The sequence below is a fragment of the Vreelandella maris genome (genome assembly GCF_013371085.1).
In the GTDB taxonomy this organism is placed as follows: Bacteria; Pseudomonadota; Gammaproteobacteria; order Pseudomonadales; family Halomonadaceae; genus Vreelandella; species Vreelandella maris.
The window spans coordinates 31,572-54,979 of sequence record NZ_JABWCV010000003.1 but is presented as its reverse complement, the minus strand read 5'-3'; the positions used below and the strand labels follow the sequence as shown (position 1 = coordinate 54,979).

At 54.9% G+C, this 23,408-nt stretch carries 20 protein-coding genes and 1 pseudogene; 7 read left to right on the top strand and 14 right to left on the bottom strand.

Going from position 1 to position 23,408, the window contains the following annotated elements; all coding sequences use genetic code 11:
* Positions 1-34: 34 nt before the first annotated feature.
* Positions 35-2,332, bottom strand: coding sequence for a 5-methyltetrahydropteroyltriglutamate--homocysteine S-methyltransferase (metE, locus tag HUO07_RS02930; RefSeq protein WP_176302318.1), 2,298 nt, complete (start codon positions 2,330-2,332; stop codon positions 35-37).
* Between the two features lie 99 nt (positions 2,333-2,431).
* Here metE and HUO07_RS02925 point away from each other — a divergent pair, with 99 nt between their 5' ends.
* Positions 2,432-3,370 carry a LysR family transcriptional regulator gene (locus HUO07_RS02925; protein WP_176302317.1) on the top strand — a complete coding sequence of 313 codons (939 nt, stop codon included), beginning with the start codon at positions 2,432-2,434 and terminating at the stop codon, positions 3,368-3,370.
* Here the strand turns inward: HUO07_RS02925 and HUO07_RS02920 are convergent.
* The 5 genes from HUO07_RS02920 to HUO07_RS02900 all read right to left on the bottom strand — a co-directional run bounded on the left by HUO07_RS02920 (position 3,333) and on the right by HUO07_RS02900 (position 8,367).
* A complete protein-coding gene (locus HUO07_RS02920; protein ID WP_176302316.1) occupies positions 3,333-4,928 on the bottom strand; it encodes an ATP-binding protein in 1,596 nt (531 codons plus the stop codon). The genes HUO07_RS02925 and HUO07_RS02920 overlap by 38 nt on opposite strands.
* Before the next feature lie 20 nt (positions 4,929-4,948).
* Complete coding sequence (locus HUO07_RS02915) at positions 4,949-5,707, bottom strand: winged helix-turn-helix domain-containing protein (protein WP_008957562.1); 759 nt, start codon at positions 5,705-5,707, stop codon at positions 4,949-4,951.
* 474 nt (positions 5,708-6,181) lie between these two features.
* Entirely contained in the window at positions 6,182-6,361 is a 180-nt protein-coding gene (locus HUO07_RS02910; RefSeq protein WP_008957563.1) for a PLDc N-terminal domain-containing protein, read from the bottom strand.
* Positions 6,362-6,448: 87 nt separating this feature from the next.
* A complete protein-coding gene (locus tag HUO07_RS02905; RefSeq protein ID WP_035562048.1) occupies positions 6,449-6,973 on the bottom strand; it encodes a retropepsin-like aspartic protease family protein in 525 nt (174 codons plus the stop codon).
* Positions 6,974-7,017: 44 nt separating this feature from the next.
* A complete protein-coding gene (locus HUO07_RS02900; RefSeq protein WP_035562045.1) occupies positions 7,018-8,367 on the bottom strand; it encodes an MFS transporter in 1,350 nt (449 codons plus the stop codon).
* 262 nt (positions 8,368-8,629) lie between these two features.
* Between HUO07_RS02900 and HUO07_RS02895 the strand changes: the two genes are divergently transcribed.
* From HUO07_RS02895 to HUO07_RS02885, 3 genes are read left to right on the top strand one after another with little or no spacing between them, the layout of a single operon-like run.
* A complete protein-coding gene (locus tag HUO07_RS02895; RefSeq protein ID WP_246286441.1) occupies positions 8,630-9,316 on the top strand; it encodes a substrate-binding periplasmic protein in 687 nt (228 codons plus the stop codon).
* 42 nt (positions 9,317-9,358) lie between these two features.
* A complete protein-coding gene (locus tag HUO07_RS02890; RefSeq protein ID WP_176302314.1) occupies positions 9,359-10,048 on the top strand; it encodes a substrate-binding periplasmic protein in 690 nt (229 codons plus the stop codon).
* Positions 10,045-11,337 (top strand): diguanylate cyclase, encoded by a 1,293-nt coding sequence (locus tag HUO07_RS02885; RefSeq protein WP_176302313.1) that lies wholly within the window; start codon positions 10,045-10,047, stop codon positions 11,335-11,337. The genes HUO07_RS02890 and HUO07_RS02885 overlap by 4 nt, the downstream gene beginning before the upstream one ends.
* A 77-nt stretch (positions 11,338-11,414) precedes the next feature.
* On the opposite strand, the gene HUO07_RS02880 is transcribed toward HUO07_RS02885, so the two are convergent.
* Both HUO07_RS02880 and HUO07_RS02875 read right to left on the bottom strand, forming a co-directional pair.
* Positions 11,415-11,561 (bottom strand): hypothetical protein, encoded by a 147-nt coding sequence (locus HUO07_RS02880; protein WP_008957566.1) that lies wholly within the window; start codon positions 11,559-11,561, stop codon positions 11,415-11,417.
* A gap of 76 nt (positions 11,562-11,637) precedes the next feature.
* Positions 11,638-13,263 carry a BCCT family transporter gene (locus HUO07_RS02875; protein WP_176302312.1) on the bottom strand — a complete coding sequence of 542 codons (1,626 nt, stop codon included), beginning with the start codon at positions 13,261-13,263 and terminating at the stop codon, positions 11,638-11,640.
* A gap of 228 nt (positions 13,264-13,491) precedes the next feature.
* On the opposite strand from HUO07_RS02875, the gene HUO07_RS02870 reads away from it, so the two are divergent.
* Positions 13,492-13,866: a hypothetical protein gene (locus HUO07_RS02870; protein WP_176302311.1), complete on the top strand. Its 375-nt coding sequence runs from the start codon at positions 13,492-13,494 to the stop codon at positions 13,864-13,866.
* A 28-nt stretch (positions 13,867-13,894) separates the two neighbouring features.
* On the opposite strand, the pseudogene HUO07_RS02865 reads toward HUO07_RS02870, so the two are convergent.
* From HUO07_RS02865 to trmB, 6 genes and pseudogenes are all read right to left on the bottom strand, one after another.
* Positions 13,895-14,787 (bottom strand): annotated as a pseudogene (locus HUO07_RS02865) (AEC family transporter).
* A gap of 67 nt (positions 14,788-14,854) precedes the next feature.
* A complete protein-coding gene (gene glnE / locus HUO07_RS02860; protein ID WP_176302310.1) occupies positions 14,855-17,827 on the bottom strand; it encodes a bifunctional [glutamate--ammonia ligase]-adenylyl-L-tyrosine phosphorylase/[glutamate--ammonia-ligase] adenylyltransferase in 2,973 nt (990 codons plus the stop codon).
* Positions 17,828-17,876: 49 nt separating this feature from the next.
* Positions 17,877-18,248, bottom strand: coding sequence for a diacylglycerol kinase (locus HUO07_RS02855; RefSeq protein WP_008957571.1), 372 nt, complete (start codon positions 18,246-18,248; stop codon positions 17,877-17,879).
* A 34-nt stretch (positions 18,249-18,282) separates the two neighbouring features.
* Positions 18,283-19,770, bottom strand: coding sequence for a D-alanyl-D-alanine carboxypeptidase/D-alanyl-D-alanine endopeptidase (dacB, locus tag HUO07_RS02850; RefSeq protein WP_176302309.1), 1,488 nt, complete (start codon positions 19,768-19,770; stop codon positions 18,283-18,285).
* Positions 19,771-19,779: 9 nt separating this feature from the next.
* On the bottom strand, positions 19,780-20,109 hold the full coding sequence (locus HUO07_RS02845) for a DMT family transporter (protein ID WP_101147584.1): 330 nt from the start codon (positions 20,107-20,109) through the stop codon (positions 19,780-19,782).
* Complete coding sequence (gene trmB, locus HUO07_RS02840) at positions 20,106-20,771, bottom strand: tRNA (guanine(46)-N(7))-methyltransferase TrmB (protein ID WP_101147585.1); 666 nt, start codon at positions 20,769-20,771, stop codon at positions 20,106-20,108. The genes HUO07_RS02845 and trmB overlap by 4 nt, the downstream gene beginning before the upstream one ends.
* Before the next feature lie 253 nt (positions 20,772-21,024).
* Between trmB and HUO07_RS02835 the strand changes: the two genes are divergently transcribed.
* Together HUO07_RS02835 and coaD are read left to right on the top strand one after the other, a co-directional pair.
* On the top strand, positions 21,025-22,905 hold the full coding sequence (locus HUO07_RS02835; protein WP_176302458.1) for a beta-ketoacyl synthase: 1,881 nt from the start codon (positions 21,025-21,027) through the stop codon (positions 22,903-22,905).
* Complete coding sequence (gene coaD / locus HUO07_RS02830; protein ID WP_176302308.1) at positions 22,905-23,399, top strand: pantetheine-phosphate adenylyltransferase; 495 nt, start codon at positions 22,905-22,907, stop codon at positions 23,397-23,399. The genes HUO07_RS02835 and coaD overlap by 1 nt, the downstream gene beginning before the upstream one ends.
* The last annotated feature ends 9 nt before the right edge of the window (positions 23,400-23,408 follow it).

Below are 23,408 nucleotides of genomic sequence, written 5' to 3'. Positions count from 1 at the left end.
ACCAGAAAGACTTAATCAAAGTATTTACAACCGTTTACGCATAGCGTTGGCGCAGTACTTTGGCAGCTTCGACCATATTAGCCAGCGCTGGCTCTACTTCCGCCCAGCCGCGCGTTTTCAGGCCACAATCCGGGTTTACCCACAACCGTTCGGCAGGGATTTTTTCTAGCGCTTTCTCCATCAAATCAACCATCCAGCTCACCTCGGGAATATTCGGGGTGTGGATATCGTAAACCCCTGGGCCGATTTCGTTGGGATAAGCGAAGTCCTGAAAGGCGTCCAGCAGGTGCATATCCGAGCGCGATGTTTCGATGGTGATCACATCCGCATCCAGGGCGGCGATCGCACCGATGATGTCGTTGAACTCCGAGTAACACATATGGGTGTGAATCTGGGTGGTGTTGGCAACGCCTGCGGCACTTAGCTGAAAGCTCTCGACTGCCCAATCCAGGTATGCCTGCCACTCATGTTGGCGCAGTGGCAGCCCTTCGCGAAGCGCCGGTTCATCGATTTGAATCACATTGATCCCAGCTTTTTCCAGATCCAAGACCTCATCGCGCAACGCCAGGGCAATTTGCCGACAGGTTGTTTCTCGCGGCTGATCGTCGCGGACAAACGACCACTGCAGAATCGTCACCGGCCCCGTTAACATCCCCTTCATGGGCTTGCTGGTCAGGGTTTGCGCATACTGGCTCCAGCGAACGGTCATGGGCGCAGGGCGTGAAACGTCGCCGAAAATAACCGGCGGCTTAACACAGCGTGAACCGTAGCTCTGCACCCAGCCAAAGCGGGTAAAGGCAAACCCTTCAAGCTGTTCGCCAAAATACTCCACCATGTCGTTACGCTCGGCTTCGCCGTGCACTGGCACATCGATATCCAGCGCTTCCTGACGCTCAACCGCGTAAGCAATTTCATCCTGCATGCGGGCTTCGTAGTCAGCTGATGACAACTCGCCGGCTTTAAACGCGCGCCGTGCAGCACGAATCTCATCGGTTTGCGGAAAAGAGCCAATTGTCGTCGTCGGGAACAACGGTAGCTTAAGCGCTCGCCGTTGTGCGTCAGCACGCACGCTGTAGGGCGCCTGTCGTTGGCTATCGGCAGGGCTAATCGCGGCCAGCCGCTCACTAACCGCTGCCTGGTGGATACGCGTTGATTCACGCCGGGCATCCAACGCTCGGGTTGCTTCATCCAAACGCTGCTCATCCTCAGGCATGGTACGGTTATCAATCAACCGCGCCAGGGTGACCACTTCCGCCAGCTTTTGCTGCGCAAAAGCCAGCCAACTCACGAGCTCCTCACCGAGCTCTGTTTCCTGCGCAAGATCTACCGGCACATGCAACAACGAGCAGCTCGGCGCCAACCAAAGCCGCTGCCCGAGGCGCACTTTTAACGGCAACAAGCGTTCGCGCAATGCCGCTAAGTCGGCTCGCCAGATATTGCGACCATCGACAAAACCGACTGATAGCACCTGATGCGGACCAAGACGATCAATGACACTCTCGACTTGTTGCGGCGCGCGCACGGCGTCAATGTGCAACCCAGCGACGGGCAAACGGGTGGCTAATGAAAGATTGTCGCCCAGGCCTCCGAAGTAAGTGGCTAACAGCAGCTTTAGCGGTGCTGACTGAAGACGGTGATAGGCGCGCTCATACGCCTGCTGCCAGTTAAGCGGTAGATCCTGCACTAGCGCGGGCTCGTCCAGCTGCACCCACTCAATGCCTTGGGTAGCGAGCCGCGCTAATATTTCGCCATACACGTTGAGTACGCTGTCTAGTAGCGTCAGGCGATCAAAATCACCGCCCTTGGTTTTTCCCAGCCATAGCCACGTTAGCGGCCCGGTTAGCGTTACTTTCGGAGTAAAACCCGCGCGTAACGCTTCATCCACCTCGTCGAACAGGCGGTTCGAAGCCAGGTTAAAGGTTTGCCCTTCGTGTAGTTCGGGGACGAGGTAGTGGTAATTGGTATCGAAGTATTTGGTCATTTCACAGGCGGCGGCGGGTTCACCGCTGGGCGCGCGGCCCCGGGCCATGCGAAAGGTGGTGTCGAGGTCGATATCGCCACCAGCCACTTCATGCTGGGCATTAAAACGGGCAGGTACGGCACCCAGCACCACTGAAACATTAAGCACTTGATCGTAAAAAGCAAAATCACCAACACTAACAAAATCTAGCCCAGCATCCTGCTGCACCTGCCAGTGGCGCAAGCGAAGCTCGCGACCAGTGCTTTCAAGTTCGCTACGAGTGCATTCGCCCTTCCAGTATGCCTCAGTGGCCTTTTTGAGTTCGCGCTGAGCACCGATACGGGGATAGCCGAGAATATGAGAAACTGTCATGATAAAACCTGCCAACGTGAATGATGTTGCACAGTCTGGCCACGCCCACCCAATGAATCAAACTAAAGTTTTTAATAGCCAAGATGAAAAATAATCACGATGATTGAACTACGCCATCTACGCACACTACTCGCCCTGCGCGAAACTGGCTCACTAGTTGATGCTGCTGAACGCGTGCATTTGACTCAATCGGCGCTCTCGCATCAGTTGAAAGATTTGGAGAGCCGCGTGGATAGCCCGCTATTCGTGCGCAAAACCCGCCCGGTGGAATTTACCCGCGCAGGCTTACGGCTGCTCGCCTTAGCCGATCAAGTATTGCCCGAGGTACGCAAAGCGGAGCGGGATTTGGCGCGCTTGGCAGGCACCGAGCAGGGGCGTTTGCATATGGCCATTGAGTGTCACAGTTGCTTTCAGTGGCTAATGCCGACGGTGGATTACTTTCGCGATCACTGGCCCGAGGTGGAAATCGATATTCCCAGTGGCCACCACTTCGACCCGCTTCCAGCGCTTGCTCGCGAGCAATTGGATCTAGTGATCACCGCCGACCCCCAACCGCTTGACGGCATTCACTACGCCCCGCTGTTTCGCTATGAGGGATTATTAGCCGTCGCCCGCCAGCACGCTTTTGCAGGCCAGGGCTTTATAGAGCCCCAGGCGCTGGCGGATGAAACCTTGATCACGTATCCCGTTGAGCAATCACGGTTGGATATTTTCACTCAGTTTTTGCAGCCGGCGAATGTACGCCCTCGGGAGATCCGCACCGCCGAATTGACGATTATGATGATGCAGTTAGTCGCCAGTGGGCGAGGTGTATGTGCGCTGCCCAACTGGGCGCTCACCGAGTATTTAGAACGCGACTACGTCAGCGCGGTAAAGCTGGGCGAGCATGGGGTATGGAGCACGCTGTATGCGGCGATTCGCGAAGAGACCCGAGAAGCGCCGTGGATGCAGGATTTTTTGCGCACCGCGCGGGAAACCTCCTTTGCGGTGCTAACGGGGGTTAAGCCAGCGGATCGCGACGGGGAACCAGCAACGTAAAGCGCGCACCACACAGGGTGGGGCTGGTGTCGATGGTCACACTGCCGCCGTGCCCGGCCATGATTTTCTGCACAATCGAAAGACCTAACCCGTAGCCGCCGGAACTGCGGGCGCGGCTGTCATCCAGTCGGGCGAACGGTTTAAAGATATCCGCCCGCGCTTCAGGCGGAATGCCGGGGCCGTCATCTTCGACATCGATACGCACCAAGTTGGGCTCGTCCCACAGCTGGATCACCACCTGAGACTTGGCATGCCGACAGGCATTACCGACTAAATTCTGCAGGGCGCGCTGAAGATAGCGTGGCTCCGCCAACAGCTCAATTTCAGGGCCGGCCGCCAGCGTTAACGTTAACTCTTTATGCAGCGGTGAAAGAGTATCAATCACGCGTTCCGCCATGGCACGGCACTCCACCAGTGACGTTTCAAGTTCAGCGCCATTGACCGTTTCACCGCCTAAACGTGCATAGGTGAGTATTTCATCGACTAATTCATCAAGTTCGGCAATATCCGCATCAATACCCTGCAACTGCCGGCGAATAGCGGGCTGGTCGGTCATATCTTCGACCATTTGCACGGCAAAGCGAATACGGGCGACCGGGGTACGCAGCTCGTGGGAGACCGCGCGAATCATTTCTTGCTGACCACGCAGCAGGCTCTGCACCTGATTGGCCATGCCGTTAAACGCCATACCTAATCGCCCTAAAAAGTCACCGCTTTCCACTTTTACCCGCGTTTCCAAACGGCCACTCGCGATCCTGGTCGCGGCCAGCTCTAGCCGCGCCATTCGGGCCTCAATACTGCGCATAATTAAATAGATGATCAGGCTGAGCACGATCATCAGCCCCACCAGAAGCGGCAGGTGCAAATTAGGTGGCAGTGTATCGCCGCGAGAGATAGGCCCAGCTTGCAGCCACTGGGATTCGCCTGGCAGTTGATAAAGCAGCGTGATGGAGAGCTTATCAGAGACTAACTGAGTGATGACGCCGCCACTCTCCAGCTGGGCCTGCTGCTGGGGCGATAGACCGGCTGGCAAAGTAGACAATAGCTGAAGCGGCCAGCTGCCTTGGCGCAACTGGGCGATGCGGTTTTCTCGCTCATTTTCGGGCGCAGCCGCGAGCCAGTCCCCCAACAGAGAAATGCTGCCGTGCCACTGATGCTCACTCCACTCTTCAAGCCTAGCTTGCAGTAACCATGTATCGCCCGGTAAGCGTTGCTGTAATAACCACGGCCTCTCGGCGACCAGTATCTTGCCCTGCTCTAGGCGTGATCGCTCAAAATAGCCAAGATCAGCTTCGTTGATAGGCTGCAGGGTCAACTGCAACTCAAGTTGCTCGGAAAAACGCGCAAGCAAAGCGTTTCGCTGGCCTGCAGGCTGGTCGGCTAATTGTTGCGTCATCAGCGACATAGGTAACGCAGCTAGCTGCTCGCGGTAATCTTCGCGGCGCACCTGCTCGATAAACGAACGCCCTGCTAACGCAATCACAAACACCACCAACAACGCTACGCCCAGCAACAAATAGAAGCGTAAAAACGAGCCGTTACTGAGCACCCGCCGCATGATGCCTTCCCTATGCATGATCAACTGTCTTTAACGAAGAGATAACCTTTACTGCGCACGGTTTTAATTCGGTGAGGCTGATTAGGATCATCGCCAATTTTAGGCCGGATACGCGACACACGAACATCAATAGAGCGGTCCTGGCCGTCGTACTTAATTCCCCGTAGATCACTGAATATCTCTTCACGGGTAAGCACTCGACCGGCATTACGGCCCAACAGCCACAGCAGGTCAAACTCAGCGCTGGTTAGGTCGATACGCTCCCCAGAGAGCCAAGCTTCGCGGGTCGCGTTATCGATCTCTAGGTTTTCAAAGCGCAACCGCATTTCACCGTCCGGTGCAGGCCCGTCAGCGCGGCGTAGCAGTGCTCGCATACGCGCCAGCAGTACCCGCGGCTGAACGGGTTTCGGCACATAATCATCAGCGCCCATCTCAAGCCCCAAGACTTGATCCAGATCGTCGGTGCGCGCGGTCAGCATCATGATCGGGCCAGCAAAGTTAGGTCTAACGCGACGACAAATAGCCAAACCATCTTCACCTGGCAGCATTAGATCTAAAATGACTAAATCGGGCTGCAGGGTTAAAATACGGTCAACCCCTTTCGCCCCATCAGCTTCCAGCGTTACTTGAAAGCCATTCGCTTCCAAGTAATCGCGGGTAAGTTCCGCCAGGCGCTGATCATCTTCAATGATCAGGACATGATCTTGATCGGGATAGTCAGGCATGACAGGTTCTTGCGACTCAAGCGCCTGAAACTGCTGTTCCAAATGATCTACCATCCTCTTTTTGCACTCCGCTTAGGCTGTTTATTTTTTCACCCGCTCACCCAGTAATAACGCAGGTGTCCTATTGTTGGCTCTCAGGATAACTCAAAACCATCAAAACACCCGCCTCTGTCGTTACCATTGCGCTTATTGATGGATACGGAAGGCCTGACACTTGATTCTCACAGCAACGGAAGCTAATGTAGAAACGCTAACTGTCGACAATTTGACAGAGGAACCTGCCATGGGAAGTAGCAAAACGAAAAGTGTTATTAAACGTGTTTACATTCCAACCCAAGTGCGCGACCTGCCCAACGGGGAAAAGTTAAAAATACCCGGGCATTATAAAGCACCACCCGGTGAAGGAAACGACACAATTGAGTAATGCTCTCTTGAGTAGTCCTTTATTCAGTGAGTAAGCCTCAAATTAACAAAAAGGCAGGCCATCACAGGCCTGCCTTTTTCATTTGATCGCACTCAGCTAGGCTGCTATCCCTTCGGACCAAACAAGAACCACGCAATCAAACCGATCAATGGGAAGAACAGCAATACTAGAATCCAGATCAGTTTAGCAAAACCACCTGCATCGCTTTTGGCCACTTTGACGATGGCCCAAATAACGATAACAAGCCAAATTAGTCCTAACAATCCACCTACTTCAATGCCCATAGCAACTCCTTAGCGTGTTGGCACTCTGTTTCTGAAACCTAGCTGTTTAACTCTTGCTATTAACTCCACCTTCACCAGTTGAACTCACTACTCTGGAAGGCTCAGCACCATCTCACCTGCCTGTATTTCAATCGACAAGAGGTTCAAAAAACTCATGCCGAGCAGGACGGTGTCGCGATCCATGCCAGGGCTAATAGACCCCTGTACATTTTGCACTTTTAACCCGCCCAGGGAAACCTCATCCAGTTCGGTTAAGGTACCTTCTACTCGGCCATTGGCGGTATTAAACCAAGCACTGCGCCCCGGCGCCAAGCCCAGCTCATCGGCCAAAGCGGCCGATACCGCTACATAAGTGGCGCCCGTGTCGAGCAAAAAGGTGACGGGCTCACCATTAATTCGGCCGGGCGCCTCAAAATGACCAGCACGATTACGCTTTAAGGTAATCGGCTCACCCGCAGGCAAGGTATGCACGATGTTGGCGTTGGGGCGCATCATCTCCTCCAGGCCACCGTGTATCCACCACGTCCCAACGGCCATTAACAGCACCCAAAACAACAGCATCATGACGATGCCACCACGCTGTGCTATTGGCGTTGCTGTCTGCGTCACCATCGTTCACCTCGCAGAGGTAGGGGCGTAGGGGCACCCAGCTATCCCTATTGTGTGTTTTCCCAGGCAAGCGCAGCCTCCCGGCCGCGGCGCTCGTTGACCTTAGCGCAAATTAGCATCGCGATAACGAACAAGGCCACACATAATAGAATAGACGCTTGCAAGCCAATGAGCGTTTGCAACACACCCAGCATGACGATACCAAACACCCCCGCCAACTTATTGGCCAACCCCCAGAAACCGAAAAACTCAGCTGATTTTTCCAGCGGTGAAAATAGACCAACCAGTGCCCGGCTGGCAGATTGGCTAGAACCAAGGCTCAGCCCCGCCAAGCAACCCACTACCAAGAATACGTACTGGGCCTGCCACTGCACCTCAAACTGTTCGTTGATCCACTGGGTAAGCTCCGGGGTTGCCCAGATGGCAATAATCGCCAGCACCCAGAGCGCCAGCGTCATTTGGTAAGTGTGCTTGGCACCTAGCCGATCCTGTAACCAACCAAACCCCAGCGCCCCCGCCGCCGCGGTAACTTGAACAATAATAAACATGATATTGCGTACACTCTCGTCCCAGCCAATCACTTGGGCACCATAGATAAATGCAAACGCGATAATGATGTAAACACCGGCCATTGAGAACAACAGCGATATTAAAAACACGGCCAGGTCTTTGAAATAACGCAGTTCATGCAGCGTGGATGTCACCCGCTTCAAGGCAATATGACGGTACGAGACGCCACGAGGCTGAGGCGTACCACGCTCTTTTAGCCATAAAAAAGTGGGAATGGCGGTAATCAAGAAAAAGCCGGCGGCAAAGGGACCCACCCAGCGTATACGTTCAAAATTATCCGCGCTTGCCTCACCTAGCACCACCAGAGTAAAGCCTGCTGCAAATAGTCCGCCAATGTAGCCTAACGCCCAGCCAAAGCCGGAAATTTTACCCAGCGACTCTGGCGGCCCCAGTTCAGGTAAAAAGGCGGCTATAAACGACTCCCCCATGGAATAAGCGTAATTAGACAGCACAATTAATAGCAGGCCAATAATGACGTAGCCGGGTTCAACAAAGTACAGCATGGCCGTCGTGACCACGGTGGCAAGATAGCTGATGAGCAGAAAACGCTTTTTCTCAGCCCGGTAGTCCATCACCGCGCCACACAATGGGGCCGTGATCACTACCATCAGATAGCTGATAGCCAGACCAAGGCTCCATAAGAAGTTGGCAAGTCGGAAGTTATCACCCCGATCCCCGACGATGACCGTGGTAAATAGCTCGCCAAAGACCACGGTAATTATCAGTAGCGTGTAAGCCTGGTTGGCAAAATCAAACATCGCCCAGCCGAAAATCTCTCGACGCGATGCGTAGCCATTCATCGCCTTAGCAGTAGTAGCAGGCAGCATTAATTTACTCTCACAGAGGAAGTCGTAAGCCTAGCAGGTGGAGCCAGCAATATGCCACGGCTTGCGTTGGCATATTAGAGGTGACAGATGACCAGCGTTGCTCTAAGTTTGATTGACTGATAGATCATATGGGTAGACAGCAATGGGATTAGTCCCACCACCTTCACGGATATTATGTCCATGCCTTTTAAAAAGGTTGATGGTCGTGCTGTGTCTTTGCCTAGCAATAGTTTCTAACACATATGCTGAAGCGCCCCTCACCTTGGCGCCATTAACCTTTATCACTGAAGAGTACCCTCCCTACAACTATGTCGCTGGTAATGTCGGTAGTAACGTCAACAATCAACAGCTAACCGGTCTATCAATTGAGTTATTGGAGGAGATGTTTGCGGCGACCAAAACGCCTTTTAGTCGTCAGGACATTCGTTATTACCCGTGGGTTCGCGGCTATGAGATGGCGCTAAGCCAGCCTAATACGGTGCTTTTTTCAACCACTCGCACACCTGCACGGGAGGCCAGTTTTCACTGGGTGGGGCCGATTGCTCAAGATCGAGTCGTATTGCTCGCCCATCGTGACGCGCCGATTACGATTGATTCGTTAGCTCAAGCCATTGATCGCGAACTGACCGTGGCAGTAATTCGTGAAGATATTGGTGCCCAGGCACTAATGGAAGCAGGTTATCCTGACCATTTGCTAGTACCCGCCATTGATAACCGCAGCGCGCTCAATATGCTGACCCGCGGGCGGGTTGATTTATGGGCTTATAGTGAGGATGTAGCTGCCTGGATAGCTAAATCCAGAGGCTACACTAAAGATAATTTAATCCCGGTACACACGCTCAGTGAATCTTCGCTATACTTTGCCATAAACCAAGCTACAGATCAGCGCTTGGTAGCGCTGATGCAACAAGCATTAGACAGAGTGCAGGCAGAGCGGTCTCAGAGGTAAATAATGGTGGCTAATGACGTAATTTGCCAATGGCGATACCGCATGGGCGTTGCTCTTATCAGCGCTATGGGTAGCTGCAGCCTGCCGCTTCAAGCGATGCCGCTCACTATCAACACGGAAGAGTACCCGCCGTTTAACTATGCGGACGACCAAGGCCAAATCATCGGCAGCGCGACGATGCTCCTTCGCAACGCGCTACGCCAAGCGGATATTGAGGCCTATTTTCGGTTGCTGCCTTGGGCCCGCGCTTACACCGAAGCACGCTTAAGCGACAATCACTGCGTTTATTCCACGACTCGTACTCGTGAGCGGGAAGCGTTATTTCAGTGGATTGGGCCGCTGGTAGTCAATGAGTGGGCTGCGTTCAGTTTAGCCGAACGCGAGCTTGATGTTACATCGCTTTCTGAGCTGCGCGACTGGCGTATAGGAAGCTTTCGGGAAGATGCGGTAGGCGATTACGTTGCCTCTAGCGGCAGTAATGTTCTACTTGCTCCCTCAGAGCGAGAAAATATCGCACGCTTAAAGGCGGGCCTGCTTGATGTCATTGTGACAGGTAAAGCAACCGGTGAATTTATGGCACAAGAACAGAACATAGCGCTCGAACATTTGTTTACCTTTCACCGTGCGCCGCTTTATCTCGCCTGCCATCCCAGCGTTTCTGAAGCCCTGCTAGCGCGTCTGCAAACGCAGTTGGATGCCCTGCATCGCGATAGGCAGGAGGAAAGCCAGTGATAAGCCCTCGCCCGCGGTTTCCTCTCTCTGCCCCTGTCACCGCCCCTAAAAAAGGCAGCTTAACCACTAAGCAAGCGCTGCTTACCCTGCTCATTGCGTTGCTGATTAGTAGCGTGGCGGGGAGTATTGAGCTGCTCAGCCACGCCACCAATATGCGCCAAGAAGTGCAACTGCGTGTTGCCCAGCAACTGGCGATTGTTAATGGGGCCGCCGCCGAAGCCGCCTTCCAACTAAACCCCGACCTCGCCCACCAAATCGCCTACGGGCTGTTTAGTGATGATGAGGTGGCGTGGGTCTCCATTCGCGACGATTTTGGCCGTGCGCTGGCTGAATTTAACACCCCCGAACAGGCGGAATCGACCTGGCTCAGCCAGCGCCTGTTTGGCGATATACTGCATCACCAAACCGCCCTCCTCTATTACATGGGCAGTGACATGCCGGAAGCCATTGTCGGCGAGATTGAGCTGGTGCTATCAGAAGGCTATTTAACCCAGCAGTTTCTGGCGCGGATTTATGCAGTGGTTGGCTTCAGTATTCTGGAAGCGTTTATTTTAAGCATACTGGTCATCGCATTTTTCCACGTGTTTATTACCCGACCACTGCTCAAAGTACATGCGGCGATTGCCCAAACCGATCCCAATCGCCCTGGTCATTGGCCCAAACCAGCGTTACGCGGCCACCTCCATGATGAACTAGGACACCTAGTAGATAGTTTGGATCATCTGTTGAAAGCCTTTCAACAAGGACTGGAACAGCGCGACCAGTTACATCACTTATCCAACATGGATGGCCTAACAGGGGTAGCTAACCGCCGCCACTTCGATGAGTTTTATAAACAACACTGGTACTTGGCGCAGCAAACGCAGCAGCCGCTATCGGTGATTTTTATCGATATCGATAACTTTAAAAAGTTTAACGACCACTATGGCCATGCGATGGGTGACGAGACGCTGCGTGCGGTCGCCAATGCACTCAATCAGTGTATTGACCCTACACGGGATTTACTCGCCCGCTATGGCGGCGAGGAGTTTGTTTGTGTACTGCCAGGCCAAGACCATGATGACGCGGTAGACGTTGCCCACTGCTTGCGCGAAGCCGTGCTGTCGCTGGCCATTCCTCACGCTTTTTCAAGCGCTCATTCAGACCTCACCGTTAGCATGGGTGTTGCTAGCATGTCCGCGGGAGTTTTGGTTAGCGCTGAAGCATTGATTGAACACGCTGACCAACATCTTTACCGCGCCAAACGGCTAGGCCGGAACCGGGTAGAGACACGCAAACGCCCGGCTTAAAAAAGCCGGGCGTTGTGACACGACCATTGCGAAGCGCTAACTTAGCAAAGAACTGACTTTGCAAAGAGCCAACAGCGTCAGAGCAACCAGTGGGCAGCCACCGCGGCCAAGCCAATGACCATGGCCGTCAGTACGGCTACGGTCACTACCCGGTCAAGCCAACGATCAAAGGCAACCCCTTTGGGCTGCCTTCGCGTTGCGCCATGGCGTCCTTGCCGAGCCATTAGCCTGTTCGCTCCATTATCGTGCTCCTGAAATAGCAAGCTCCCGCAACAAAAAGCTTGCCTGTCCCTAGCGTTACTAGCTATTAATGCGCCGGTTGACCACATTGGGCGCACGACGAAGACGCTCTTCTTCCCCTAATAGCTCGGCTTCAAAGGCGTCAGCCCCCACTGGCGTTTCCCCATGGCGGCGATAAAGCTGCGTCAGCATCGCCTTGCGGTCTGCGCGCAGTTCCTGCACTAAAACAAACACCATCATATACAGAATAAAGGTGAACGGTAGTGCCGACAGCACCGATGCGGACTGCAGCCCCGTTAAACCACCAGATGCAATCAGTGTCAGGCAGATGGCGGCGATCAGCACGCCCCAAATGACGCGCTTATACAGCGGCGGATTGATCGAACCATTATCGGTCATTTGCGCCACGATATACGAGGCCGAGTCAGCGGAAGTGACCAAGAAAATAAAGATCAACATCATCGCAACGATTGAAAGCGCGCCCGTAAAGGGCATCAGCTCAAACATCTCAAACAGTGCGACCGTTATATTATCCTGGGTCGCGGCAGCTAGGCCGACATCCGTACCATTCAACTCCATATGCAACGCCGCGCCACCGAACACACCAATCCACAAACAGGCGAGTAGCGGCGGTACGAACAGCACCCCAAACACATACTCTTGGATAGTACGTCCGCGGGAAACGCGGGCAATAAATGTACCCACAAACGGCGACCAAGCGATTACCCAGGCCCAGTAGAAAATCGTCCAGCGGCTCGCCCACTCATTATCACTGTACGGCGAAATACGCAGGCTCATACCGATGAAATTCTGCAGGTAATCACCAATCCCCACGGTAATCGTTTCGAGTATCGCAACGGTAGGGCCAGTGAACAGTACGTACAGCATTAACCCAATGCATAACACCATGTTGAGATTAGAAAGGCGCTTGATGCCTTTGTCCAACCCCGACCAGGTGGATGCCATGTAAGCACAGAACATGACAAACAAAATAATAAACTGCCAAAGACCGTTTTCAGGAAGGCCAAACACGGCATTCAAACCGCCGTTCATTTGCAGAACACCCAAGCCGAGCGAAGTAGCCACCCCCATTACCGTGGCCACCACTGCAAACACGTCCAACCAAGAGGCATAGGGACGTACCTTAGGATTTTTAGCCGTTATTGACGACAACACCGAAGAAACAAGCCCCGCCTGCCCTTTGCGGAACTGAAAATAGGCAATGATCAGCCCCACAATGGAGAAGGCCGCCCACTGGTGTATGCCCCAGTTAAAATAGCTGTATTGAATAGCATAGCGTGCTGCTGCTTCGGATTCGGCGGTTCTATCCCCATAAGGAGGCTCAATATAATGAAACATGGGTTCCGCCATGCCATAGAACACCAGACCGACACCAAAGCCCGCGGCCAGCAGCATGCTTATCCACGAAAAAAATGTATAGCTGGGGCTACTATCCTGTGGCCCCAAGCGAACTTTACCGTATTTACTCAGCGCCAAGCCAAAGAGAAAAATCACAAACCCAAAAACAGAAAATAGATAAAACCACCCAAATAGCTCGGTAACGGTCGTCAGCGCCCCCTCTGCCGCGTTGGCAAATCCTTCAGGAAATGACGCCCCGACAATTACCAAGCCAAAGATAATCACCACCGATGCGATGAAAACCGACTTGCCTCCATGATTAGCCATATAACCGTCCTGTTAGATGAGCTCTGTTAGATAAGCACTGCGTACTAAGCGCATGCTTGTACAGCCAAACTTGTTTTGTACAGCTTAATGGTAACAGTTGGAAAACCTAATCGCACTGCCAGTGGAGCATGCCCCCGCCTGCGACGACGCATTTCGTCCTTTCGCCATGCAGTGAACTTGCTAGACCAACTGTGTTCCAATGGGTGCGAATAACCGATGGAGGCTCTCATGCCACAGATGAATCGCGACCAACGCAACGCAGCATGGCAAGCAGCAAACCAATGGCGTGCCCGTGCAGCGCAAACCCAACCCACCGGTCTGGCAGGTAGCTTAAAGCTGCTGTTTACGTGGCTGGCCTTTGGCGCGTTGATGATAGTAGGTGTGGTACTCGGCCTGTTTTTCTTATTGATTGGCTGGGCGATGATGCCTTTTGTGCGGCATAAAATGAAAAAACGTATGGAGCAGCTACGTGCCCAGCAGGCGCAGGATATCGGCGGCGGTTATTCTCACTGGAATGCCTCTGCGAACAGCCGTCCAGGGCATCAGGACGCATTAGAAGGTCACTATAAAGTTAAAGACAGTGAAGTCAAAGATGATCGATAAGAACGCAGTCCCTCAATTGCAGCGCCTGTTAAAGAGGCGCATGTACCCAAGTGAATGCCGCGGCTAGCGTAAGCGGCATAACTACCAAGCTCCCCAGATTACCAATCAGTACCAGCGACGCCACTTTCTGTGGCGCAAGCTGGTACTGCTCTGCCACCAAATAATTCAATACCGCGGGGGGTAACGCTGCAAACACCAGCAGCACGGCCATCTGCATGTCATTAAGTGGCAGTAGCCACTTAATGGCAACGCAATCACTAACCCCGACAGCGGACAGAGCACCGCCCCCAGCATCCCCGTGCGCCAATCACTAAAGTCAATTTCCAGCAACCGCACCCCTAGCGCAAACAGCATTAAGGGGATACATACTTCGCCCAGCATACGCATAGCCTCCAGCAGCCAGCCCGGTAGCGGCAATCCACTGATGTTCACCGAAAGCCCCGCCAAGCTCGCCAACACGATAGGCATGCGCAGCATCCGCCATAGCGAAGTACGCGGGTTTAGCATATAAAGCCCTACCGAGAAGTGCAGCAGCATCTCAACAATAAAAACCACTACGGCGGCAGGCAGCGCGTCAGGGCCGAATGCGAGTACCAGTAGCGGCACCCCCATATTGCCTGAATTGTTGAACATCATAGGGGGAAGAAAGGTTTTAATATCCAGCTTAAGCCACCTAGCCAGCGGCCACAGCACAATCCCCGACCCTAGCACCACCGCAACAGCCGCTGTAGCAAGCCAGGCGTACTCGGCAAGTGGCGCCTGGCGGTCAGCCAGCACGGCGAATACCAATAGGGGAACGAACAGCTCCATATTGAGTGTATTCAGGCTGCGAATGTCGGGTGTCCGGTAGCGTCCATAGGCCGCGCCACAACCGGTGATTAAAAACACGGGCAATAGCGTGGCCAGGATATGTCCAATCATGCGGGCCACCCCGCCTGACTCCATGGCTTCATTGTTTCTTCCTAGTCAGAGTGACCCGTTTGCCGGGCTAGTTATTATCAGTGGCTGGTGGCTCAAGAAAGCGCTGCCAGAGCGCGGTGACTATATCGCGATGTTCCCTAAACTCTTCACCATCGGTGAGCGCTTTTTCACCGGTGAGCGCCGCTCGATGGGTAGCGCTGCGATACGCTAGGTAAGCTTCTCTCAGTCGCTCCGCTTCTTCGTAAGGTAAGTGCCCACTCTCTGTCAGGCTCTCTAAAATACGGATATTGTCGCTATACGTCAGTAGCGCGGGGGTTTGGTGAGCAAGAGCTAACACCGCGTATTGGCAGAGAAACTCAATATCCACCATACCGCCCGCATCTTGCTTAATATTAAACGTATCACTGGTCGCTTTGCTGCCCAGATGGTCGCGCATTTTCTGACGCATCTTGACCACTTCTTCGCGCAGTGCGGCTTTATCGCGTTCATTGCCTAAAATATCGCCGCGCAGTTGTGAGAATTTTTCGGCCAGCACATCGCTACCCGCCACGACACGGGCGCGCACCAACGCTTGGTGTTCCCACGTCCAGGCGTTCTGCCGCTGATAGTCTGCAAAGGCTTTAAGCGATGTTACCAATAGCCCTGAATTCCCCGAAGGCCGTAGACGCATATCTACTTCATAAAGCGTGCCGGTGGGGGTTACCGCGGTAAGCAGGTGAATAATACGCTGGCCCAAGCGGGTGAAAAATACAGGTGTATCAATGGGCCGTGGGCCATCCGTCGCGCCTTGGCCATCGCTATCATGCAGGAAAACAAGATCTAAATCGGAGCTGTAGCCCAGCTCAATGCCGCCCAACTTACCGTAGCCGACAATCAGAAAGGCTGCCTCGCGGGTATTCAGACCCTCAGGAACGCCATGCTTGCGGGTAATATGTTTCCACGCCATGGCCAGTACGGCATCAAGAATGACTTCAGCGATAAACGTTAAGTAATCACTTACTTTCATCAGGTGCCGAGTACCCATGATATCTGACGCCGCGACATGAAGCGTTTGTGCGTGCTTAAAGACACGCAGCGCCTCCAGTTGCGCCTCTTCGTCATCCTCTGGCAAGCGGTTCAGCGTTTGACGCAGCTCATCGGCCAGGCGCGCTTTATCAGCTGGGGTGTAGAGCGTTTCCGGCGTCAACAGCTCGTCGAGTAGGATGGGGTAACGCGCCAGCTGTTCGGCGATCCAGGGGCTGGAAGCACACAAGCGCATCAGGTGTTCAAGCGCCTGAGGGTTTTCGCGCAGCAGGGCAAGGTAAGCGGTACGCCGTAAAACGGACTCAATCAGTGGCTGCACCCGCGCCAGCGCGGTATCTGGCGCCTCGTTGTCGGCCACGGCGTCCAGCAGTAGCGGCATCAACGCATCCAATCGTTCAAAGCCAATCCGCTGCATGCTTTGCACTTGCCGGGAGTGGTAAAGACTCTGCAGTCGCTTTAAGGCTTTTTCCGGCTCATTAAAGCCCGCCTCGGCAAGGTGCGCAGTGGCCTCCTCCGCCTCTAGCTCGCCGCGCCAAATCAGTCGCCACTGGGCCAAACCAAGCTGGCTGTCATCGTTGGCCTCATCCACGTCCTCTTCAGGATCCGCGATCACTGCATCAAAGTGCTGGCGCACGCGCTCGCGCACTTCATCAAGCTGGGCAATCAGCCCCGGCCAGTCTTCATGGCCCATGGCGAAGGCTACCCGCTCACGGTCGCTGTCATCGCTGGGTAGGGTTTGCGTCTGGCGGTCTTCCAGCGCTTGAAGGGCGTGTTCGACATCGCGCAGAAAAGCGTAATCGGGCAGCAGCTCATCAACCACTTCTTGCGGCAACAGGCCTAGCTCGGGCAAGCGGTTGAGCGCGGTTTTCAGCGATGTCACCTGCAGTTCGGTATCACGGCCGCCGCGAATCAGCTGGAACGCCTGTACCACAAATTCAACTTCTCGAATGCCGCCGGGGCCGAGCTTGATATTGCTCTGCATACCTTTGCGCTTCACTTCGCGGTTAATCATCGCTTTCAACTCACGCAGCGACTCAATCGCGCCGAAATCAAGATATTTGCGATACACAAAGGGGCGCAGCCCGGCCAGCAACTCATCACCTGCGTCTAAATCACCTGCCACAGGGCGCGCTTTCAGCATTGCGTAGCGCTCCCACTCGCGGCCTTGATCCTGGTAGTAGCTTGAGAGCATGGCAAAGCTGCCCACCAACGGGCCGCCGTCGCCCAACGGCCGCAAGCGCATGTCGACACGGAAAGCAAAGCCGTCAGCGGTCATGGCGTCTAATGCGCCGATCAGCTTTTGACCGAGCTTGGTAAAATACTCCTGGTGCGCTAATGGCTTACGCCCGCCCTGGGTTTCGCCTTTTTCGGGGAAGGCAAAGATCAGATCAATATCGGAGGAGAGATTCAGCTCACCCGCGCCCAGTTTGCCCATACCCAGGACAACCAAGCGCTGGGGCGAGCCGTCTTTGCGTGGCGCGGGCTCACCCCAGCGCGGCGCGTAAAATTGCTCAAGCCAGCTCAACGCGGCTTCCAGGCAGATTTCGGCAAGCTCAGACACCGCCTTGGCGGTATCCCACATAACGTGGCCGGGCGCACGATTAAGGTCACGCCAGATAATGCCGACCATCCGCTTGCGGCGAAAACGTCGAATCACCCGCTGCATGGCCTCTTCGTCGTCGGCGCTCTCAAGCGACTCATTCAGCCAGCTAGCCAGTTCATCCCGCCCAGGATTTGCGTCCAATTCACCGGCAATATCCAACTCAGCCAACCACTGGGGGTAGCGGGCCAGGGTATCCAGCGCGAAGGTTGAAATGGCCAACACTTTCGCAAGCGCCTCACGGCGCTGCTCAGAAAGCCCCTGCCAACTGCTTGAAGGCAGCTCTTGCTGAGTCATCTCAGCAATATTATCGGCTTGGGTCAGCGCCTCAATTAAGCGCTGCCAAGCGGCCTGGGTAGCTTTTTGTAACGACGCTGGCAGCGTCGACAACGGTAAAAAATCGTCGTTCACTTGCATAACTACCTCGCTGTCCAGCGTGTTAAAAATATTCAGCTCTTAAATCAGCTTAGCTATAAAACTTTTCCCAACCCAATAGCCCCCAGGTAAGGCCAGCCATCATCAGTGACAGCATAACAGCGGCGGAGCCAATATCCTTGGCCCGGCCAGAAAGCTCGTGGTGCTCCGTGCCAATGCGATCAACCACGTTTTCAATGGCACTATTAAGTAACTCTACGATCAGCACAAAAAACAGGCTACTTACCAATAGTAGCCAACTGATGATGCTGTCCCCTATCCACCAGGCGAAGGGGAGTAACAACGCAGTAATCACGACTTCTTGGCGAAAGGCTGCCTCGTTTCTAAACGCTGCCTTAAGCCCCTTCCACGAATAGCGCGTGGAGTGGACCAAATGGGTTAAACCGGTATGCCCTGGTTTCATGCAGGTCGCCTCACCTTGTGAGCGTAAAGGGAAATCAGTTCGCTAAAATCATGGCGTCCAGATCCAGTGATAAGGGATCCAGCACCTCAGACCAGCTTAAATACGGCGTACTGCCACTACCATTGACCATGACACTAAATACTCCCCAGCGTCCTTGCGCGGTGCGAAAATAGCCCGCCGCGGCGCGCACAGCAAAGGGTTGATTAAGGGTACCGGTTTTTAACATGACATTGTTTTGAAACGTGGTTGAACCACGCCGAATAAAGCGCATAACGCCGTTGGCTGGTGACTGAAAGGCGGCCACAAAGCTTGGAAACAGCGCGCTCTGCCGAAACATGTCTTCCAGCATCACATTAACCCCCTGAGCCGATGTGCGGTTTTCCGTGGTCAGCCCACTGCCGCTATACAACGTTAATGGCCCATGGCCGGGAAGATGCTGCACATAAGACTCAATGGCTTGGCCTGCCTGGCGTAACTGCGCCTGGGGCGTCTCGACCAGATCAAGCGCCAGTACATCAGCCATGTAGTTATTGGAGTAGTTCATGATGCGCAGCAATATTTCTTGCAGGGGCTGACTGTCGACGGCGGCCAAGCGCTGCGCCGTGCTGGGCGGCTGGGTCGAACTGACGCGCCATGAGTCGCGCACCTGAATCCCCGCCTGATTTAGCATCCCCATCAGCACTTGTGCGGTTTTCTCGGCCGCATCGCCCGCGCCACGATAAACATCCCGGGCAGTGGCATTAGTCGAAATCTGTCCCGTCAGGCGCATCACATCACCACGTTCATCGGTGATACGTTCCGCGCTAATCTCTGTGCCGCTATTGGCTGGGCGAGTGACGACTTGATTATCAATGGTGATCAGCGAGGTCTGGCTGTCGCACAGTCCCACCCGGGCTGGCTCACCTGCGCTTGCAGCGGGGGCGACATTGACACACCAACTGCCGAAATTAACGCCAGCGGACGAAAGCGGCGCGCTGTAGGCGTTGGCGACCCGAGTGAGGGCATCGCAGCGGTCGGTAGTAATACAGTCAACCGGCCCAAACCGCCACTGGCTGACCACCAAAGCGCCATCAATTTCACGCACCCCGGCTAAGTGCAAACGCTGCACCAAGCGCCATAGGTTTTCCGTGGTCAGGCCGGGGTCGCCACCGCCCTCAAACACTAAATCGCCACGCAGCACACCGCCATTAGCTCTGTTCTCAACTCTGCCTGAGCTAACTAGCTGGCTGGTAAAGCGATGCTGAGGACCAAAACGGTTCAGCGCCGCCGCCGCCAGGTATGCCTTCGTAACAGACGCGGGCGATAACTGGCGCTCTGGGTTGATGCTGCCCAGCAGCGCATTGGCGCCTGTGTCGGCGTCAAGCAGGCGCGCTTCAGCACTGATCGAGAAACCTTTGTTCTGCAGTTGGCTCAGGCGGCTGAAATCAGCGAACAGGCTGGCACTGGCGCACAGTGCCAGCGAGGCAACCCCGGACACCAGCGCCCAGCGCCGCAGACGCTTAACAGTAAAAAAACAACCCATTAAATTACCTCAATGCACGTTCATTTTGGAAAACACTTGCAGCAGAACCACACCCGCCACAATCAGGCTAATCCCCAGTACCGCCGGTAAGTCGGGCTTTTCACCAAACACCACAATGCCGACCAAGGTGACCAGCACAATGCCCAGGCCCGCCCAAATCGCATAGGCGACCCCCACCGGCAGCGTGCGCAGCACCAGGCTGAGCAGATAAAAAGCGAGCCCGTAGCCAACCACCACCACAACGCTCGGCAATGGACGTGTAAAGCCCGTAGAAGCCTTTAATGCACTCGTAGCAATGACTTCGGCCACAATCGCCAACACTAAATAAACAAACGTCATTTTCGCTCCAAATCAACCCATAACCGCCACAGCGCTTGGCCACTTTGAGCATACTTCGCCTCAAACGGAGTTAAATAGTCACCTTCAGGTGCAAATTCAGCCACTATCGCCTGCTTGCCGGTTACCTGCGCCACCGCCAAGGCAAACTCTTCAACGTAAAGCGACCAATTTGAGCGCAGCTCAAGGTGCCCGCCAAGCGCCAACAGTGTGGGTAAAACCGCATGGCCATGCCAGCGCATTTTGAGATGCCCTGCTTTGGGGTAAGGATTGGGGTAAAGCAAATAGTGATACTCGGGCGCCCAGCCTGCCTGATAAGCCAAACGCCAGAAATCGACCAGATCCGCGCGCACTAGCAGCGCATTATGTGGCAGTTCGCCGTGATCACGCCCCAAACGATCCTCACTGCGATCAATGCCAATCACGGCATGGCCGGGGAACTGCACCGCTAGTTGGCGTGTCGATACCCCGACGCCACAGCCGGAATCAAGTATCAGCGGCGCCTGACGGCTCGCCAACCATTCGGCCGCCTGCGCAAAGTTGCGCTGCGTGTGTTCGGCGATCGGTTTACGTAATGGGTGCGTGAGCGCTCGGTTGACCCTGCGCGCCAAATCCTGATGCGGGCCTGGCTGATTAGACGTCACTGGTCGAGAATTATGCTGCATGCCATCTCTCGGCTGAAAAGCGTGATTCTATCAGTCTCGAGCGCTTGCGGCATGACGCCGTTGCGTGGCCGGTGCTATGATCACGCATTAGGTACGTATTAAGCGCATCGCTTTGGTCATCATAGAGCTAGTTATAATTGACTTGGTTATAATTTAATTAGCTATAATTGACTTAGAGCGTTGTCAATAATTGTTATTACCACCACCGCATCACGAGGAACCCGGCTTGTCACACTTACCGGTGATTGTCGGCATGGGCGGCATCAACCCTGCTGGCAGAACCTCTGGCCATCAGGCCTTCCGCCGCACTGTGCTTGATGCCCTCCCTGCTGACCAGCAACGCCAGACACTGGAAGGCTTGGCGGCGCTTATGCGCCTAGTAGAGCACTCCGAAAAGGGGTGGCAGGACAGTCAAGGCCAGCCCGTAGACGCCCCGGCTCAGTCGCTGCGTGATCAGGTATTGAACCATACCCTGATCCGTCGCAACGAAGACCCGCGTTTTCTCGCCCCCGGCCTACCGTCTAACCGCCAGGCCAGCATGCAGTTTGCTGAGCCGATGCGCTTTACCCTGCGCCGTCGTCAGCTGCCCGACAACCTGCCGGCCGACTGGCAAGTGCGCGAGATCGATGCCCGCGAGGTAGAGGTCAGCGTGCCCGCAGGCATACTAGAGGTATTGCTGCCCGATGCGCAGGTACCCAAGGTACGCGCAGCGGCGCAGCTGCCCAGCGGTTTTGACCCCGCTAGCCTCTATCGCAGCGTGCATCACCCGCGCGGTCTCTCGCTGGCGGTGTTTGGTGCCAGCGACTGCCTGGGCGCCAGCGGTTTCTCCTGGGAGACACTGCGCCAACAGCTGAATCCGGACCATATTGCCGTGTACGCTGGCAACTCCATCGGCCAGCTGGATGACCAAGGCTGGGGCGGCTTGCTCAAAAGCCTGGTGACCGGTCAGCGCGCTACTTCCAAGCAGATGCCGCTAGGCTATGGCCAGATGCCCGCCGACTTTTTGAATGCCTATGTACTCGGCAGCGTCGGCGGCACCGGCGCGGCGCTTGGCGCCTGCGCCAGCTTTCTCTATAACCTGCGCCTGGGTATTGACGACATTCGTGCTGGGCGCCGCCGCGTGGTGATGGTCGGCACGTCAGATGCGCCGATTACGCCGGAAATCATCGAAGGCTTCCGGGCGATGGGCGCCCTGGCTGACGATGCTGGGTTAAAAGCGCTGGACGCGCTTGAGCTACTGACTGACAGCGACTACCAGCGCGCCTGCCGCCCGTTTGCCCGCAACTGTGGCTTTACCATGGCGGAAGCCAGCCAGTTTGTACTACTGATGGACGACTCCCTCGCCTTAGAGGTCGGTGCAGATATTCTGGGCGCGGTACCCGAGGTATTCGTCAACGCCGACGGTTATAAACGTTCGATTTCGGCGCCGGGTATCGGCAACTACATTACCCTCGGTAAAGCGGCTGCACTGGTGCGCGATATGCTCGGTGAAAAAGCCCTCAAAGAGCGCAGCTTTTTGCACGCCCACGGCACCAGCACTCCGAAAAACCGCATTACCGAGTCCCATGTGTTCGATGAGATTGCCCGCGCCAACGGCATCAGCGACTGGCCAGTCGTGGCGATCAAAGCGTTTATCGGCCATTCGCAAGGTTCAGCGGCGGGTGATCAGTTGGCCAGTGCCCTGGGCAGCTTTGCCCATGACCTATTGCCGGGCATTCCTACGCTTGATGCTGTAGCCGACGATGTCTATGCCGAGCGGTTACGGTTTTCGCAAACCACCCAGGCCTTCCGTGCTGATGCCTCTTTTATCAATGCCAAAGGGTTCGGCGGCAACAATGCCACCGGTGTTGTACTTTCGCCTGCGGTGACCGAACGCTTACTTGCCCAGCGCCATGGCGAAGCGGCGATCAGTGCCTGGAAAGCACGTCGTGAGGCAACCCGCGAAGCAGCGGCAAGCTACCTCGCTCAAGCTGACCATGGCCACTACGCGCCACGCTATCAGTTCGGTGAAGCAGTGCTGGAAGGCCCAGAGTTGGATATTCATGCCGACCGGATTCATATTCCCGGTTACGACCACGCAGTTTCGCTCACCAGTGACAATCCGTTTGGCCGTTTGGACGAGGAGACATCGTGATGAGCAGCGGCAAAATCAATATCGCCGTCTATCCAGGCACTTTCGACCCGATCACCAATGGCCACTTCGACCTCATTGAGCGCGGCGCGCGCATGTTCGACAAAGTCGTTATCGCGGTGGCGGCGAGCCCTGGCAAAAGCCCCAATCTCGACCTGGAAACGCGCATGGAGCTGGTCAAAAAGGTCTGTGCGTCGTTACCCAACGTGGAAGTCATCGGTTTTTCCACCTTGCTCACCACCATGATGCATGAGCAGGGGGCGACGATTATTCTGCGTGGCCTGCGCGCGGTCTCCGATTTTGAGTATGAACTGCAGCTTGCCAACATGAACCGGGCGCAAAACCCAGAGCTGGAAAGCGTGTTTTTAACCCCGGCGGTCGAAAACTCATATATTTCTTCGACCATCGTGCGCGAAATTGCCAAGTTGGGCGGCGATATTTCTCGCTTGGTGCATCCACAGGTCGCCGAAGCGCTACGCAAGCACTACACTAGCTAGCCAACGCCA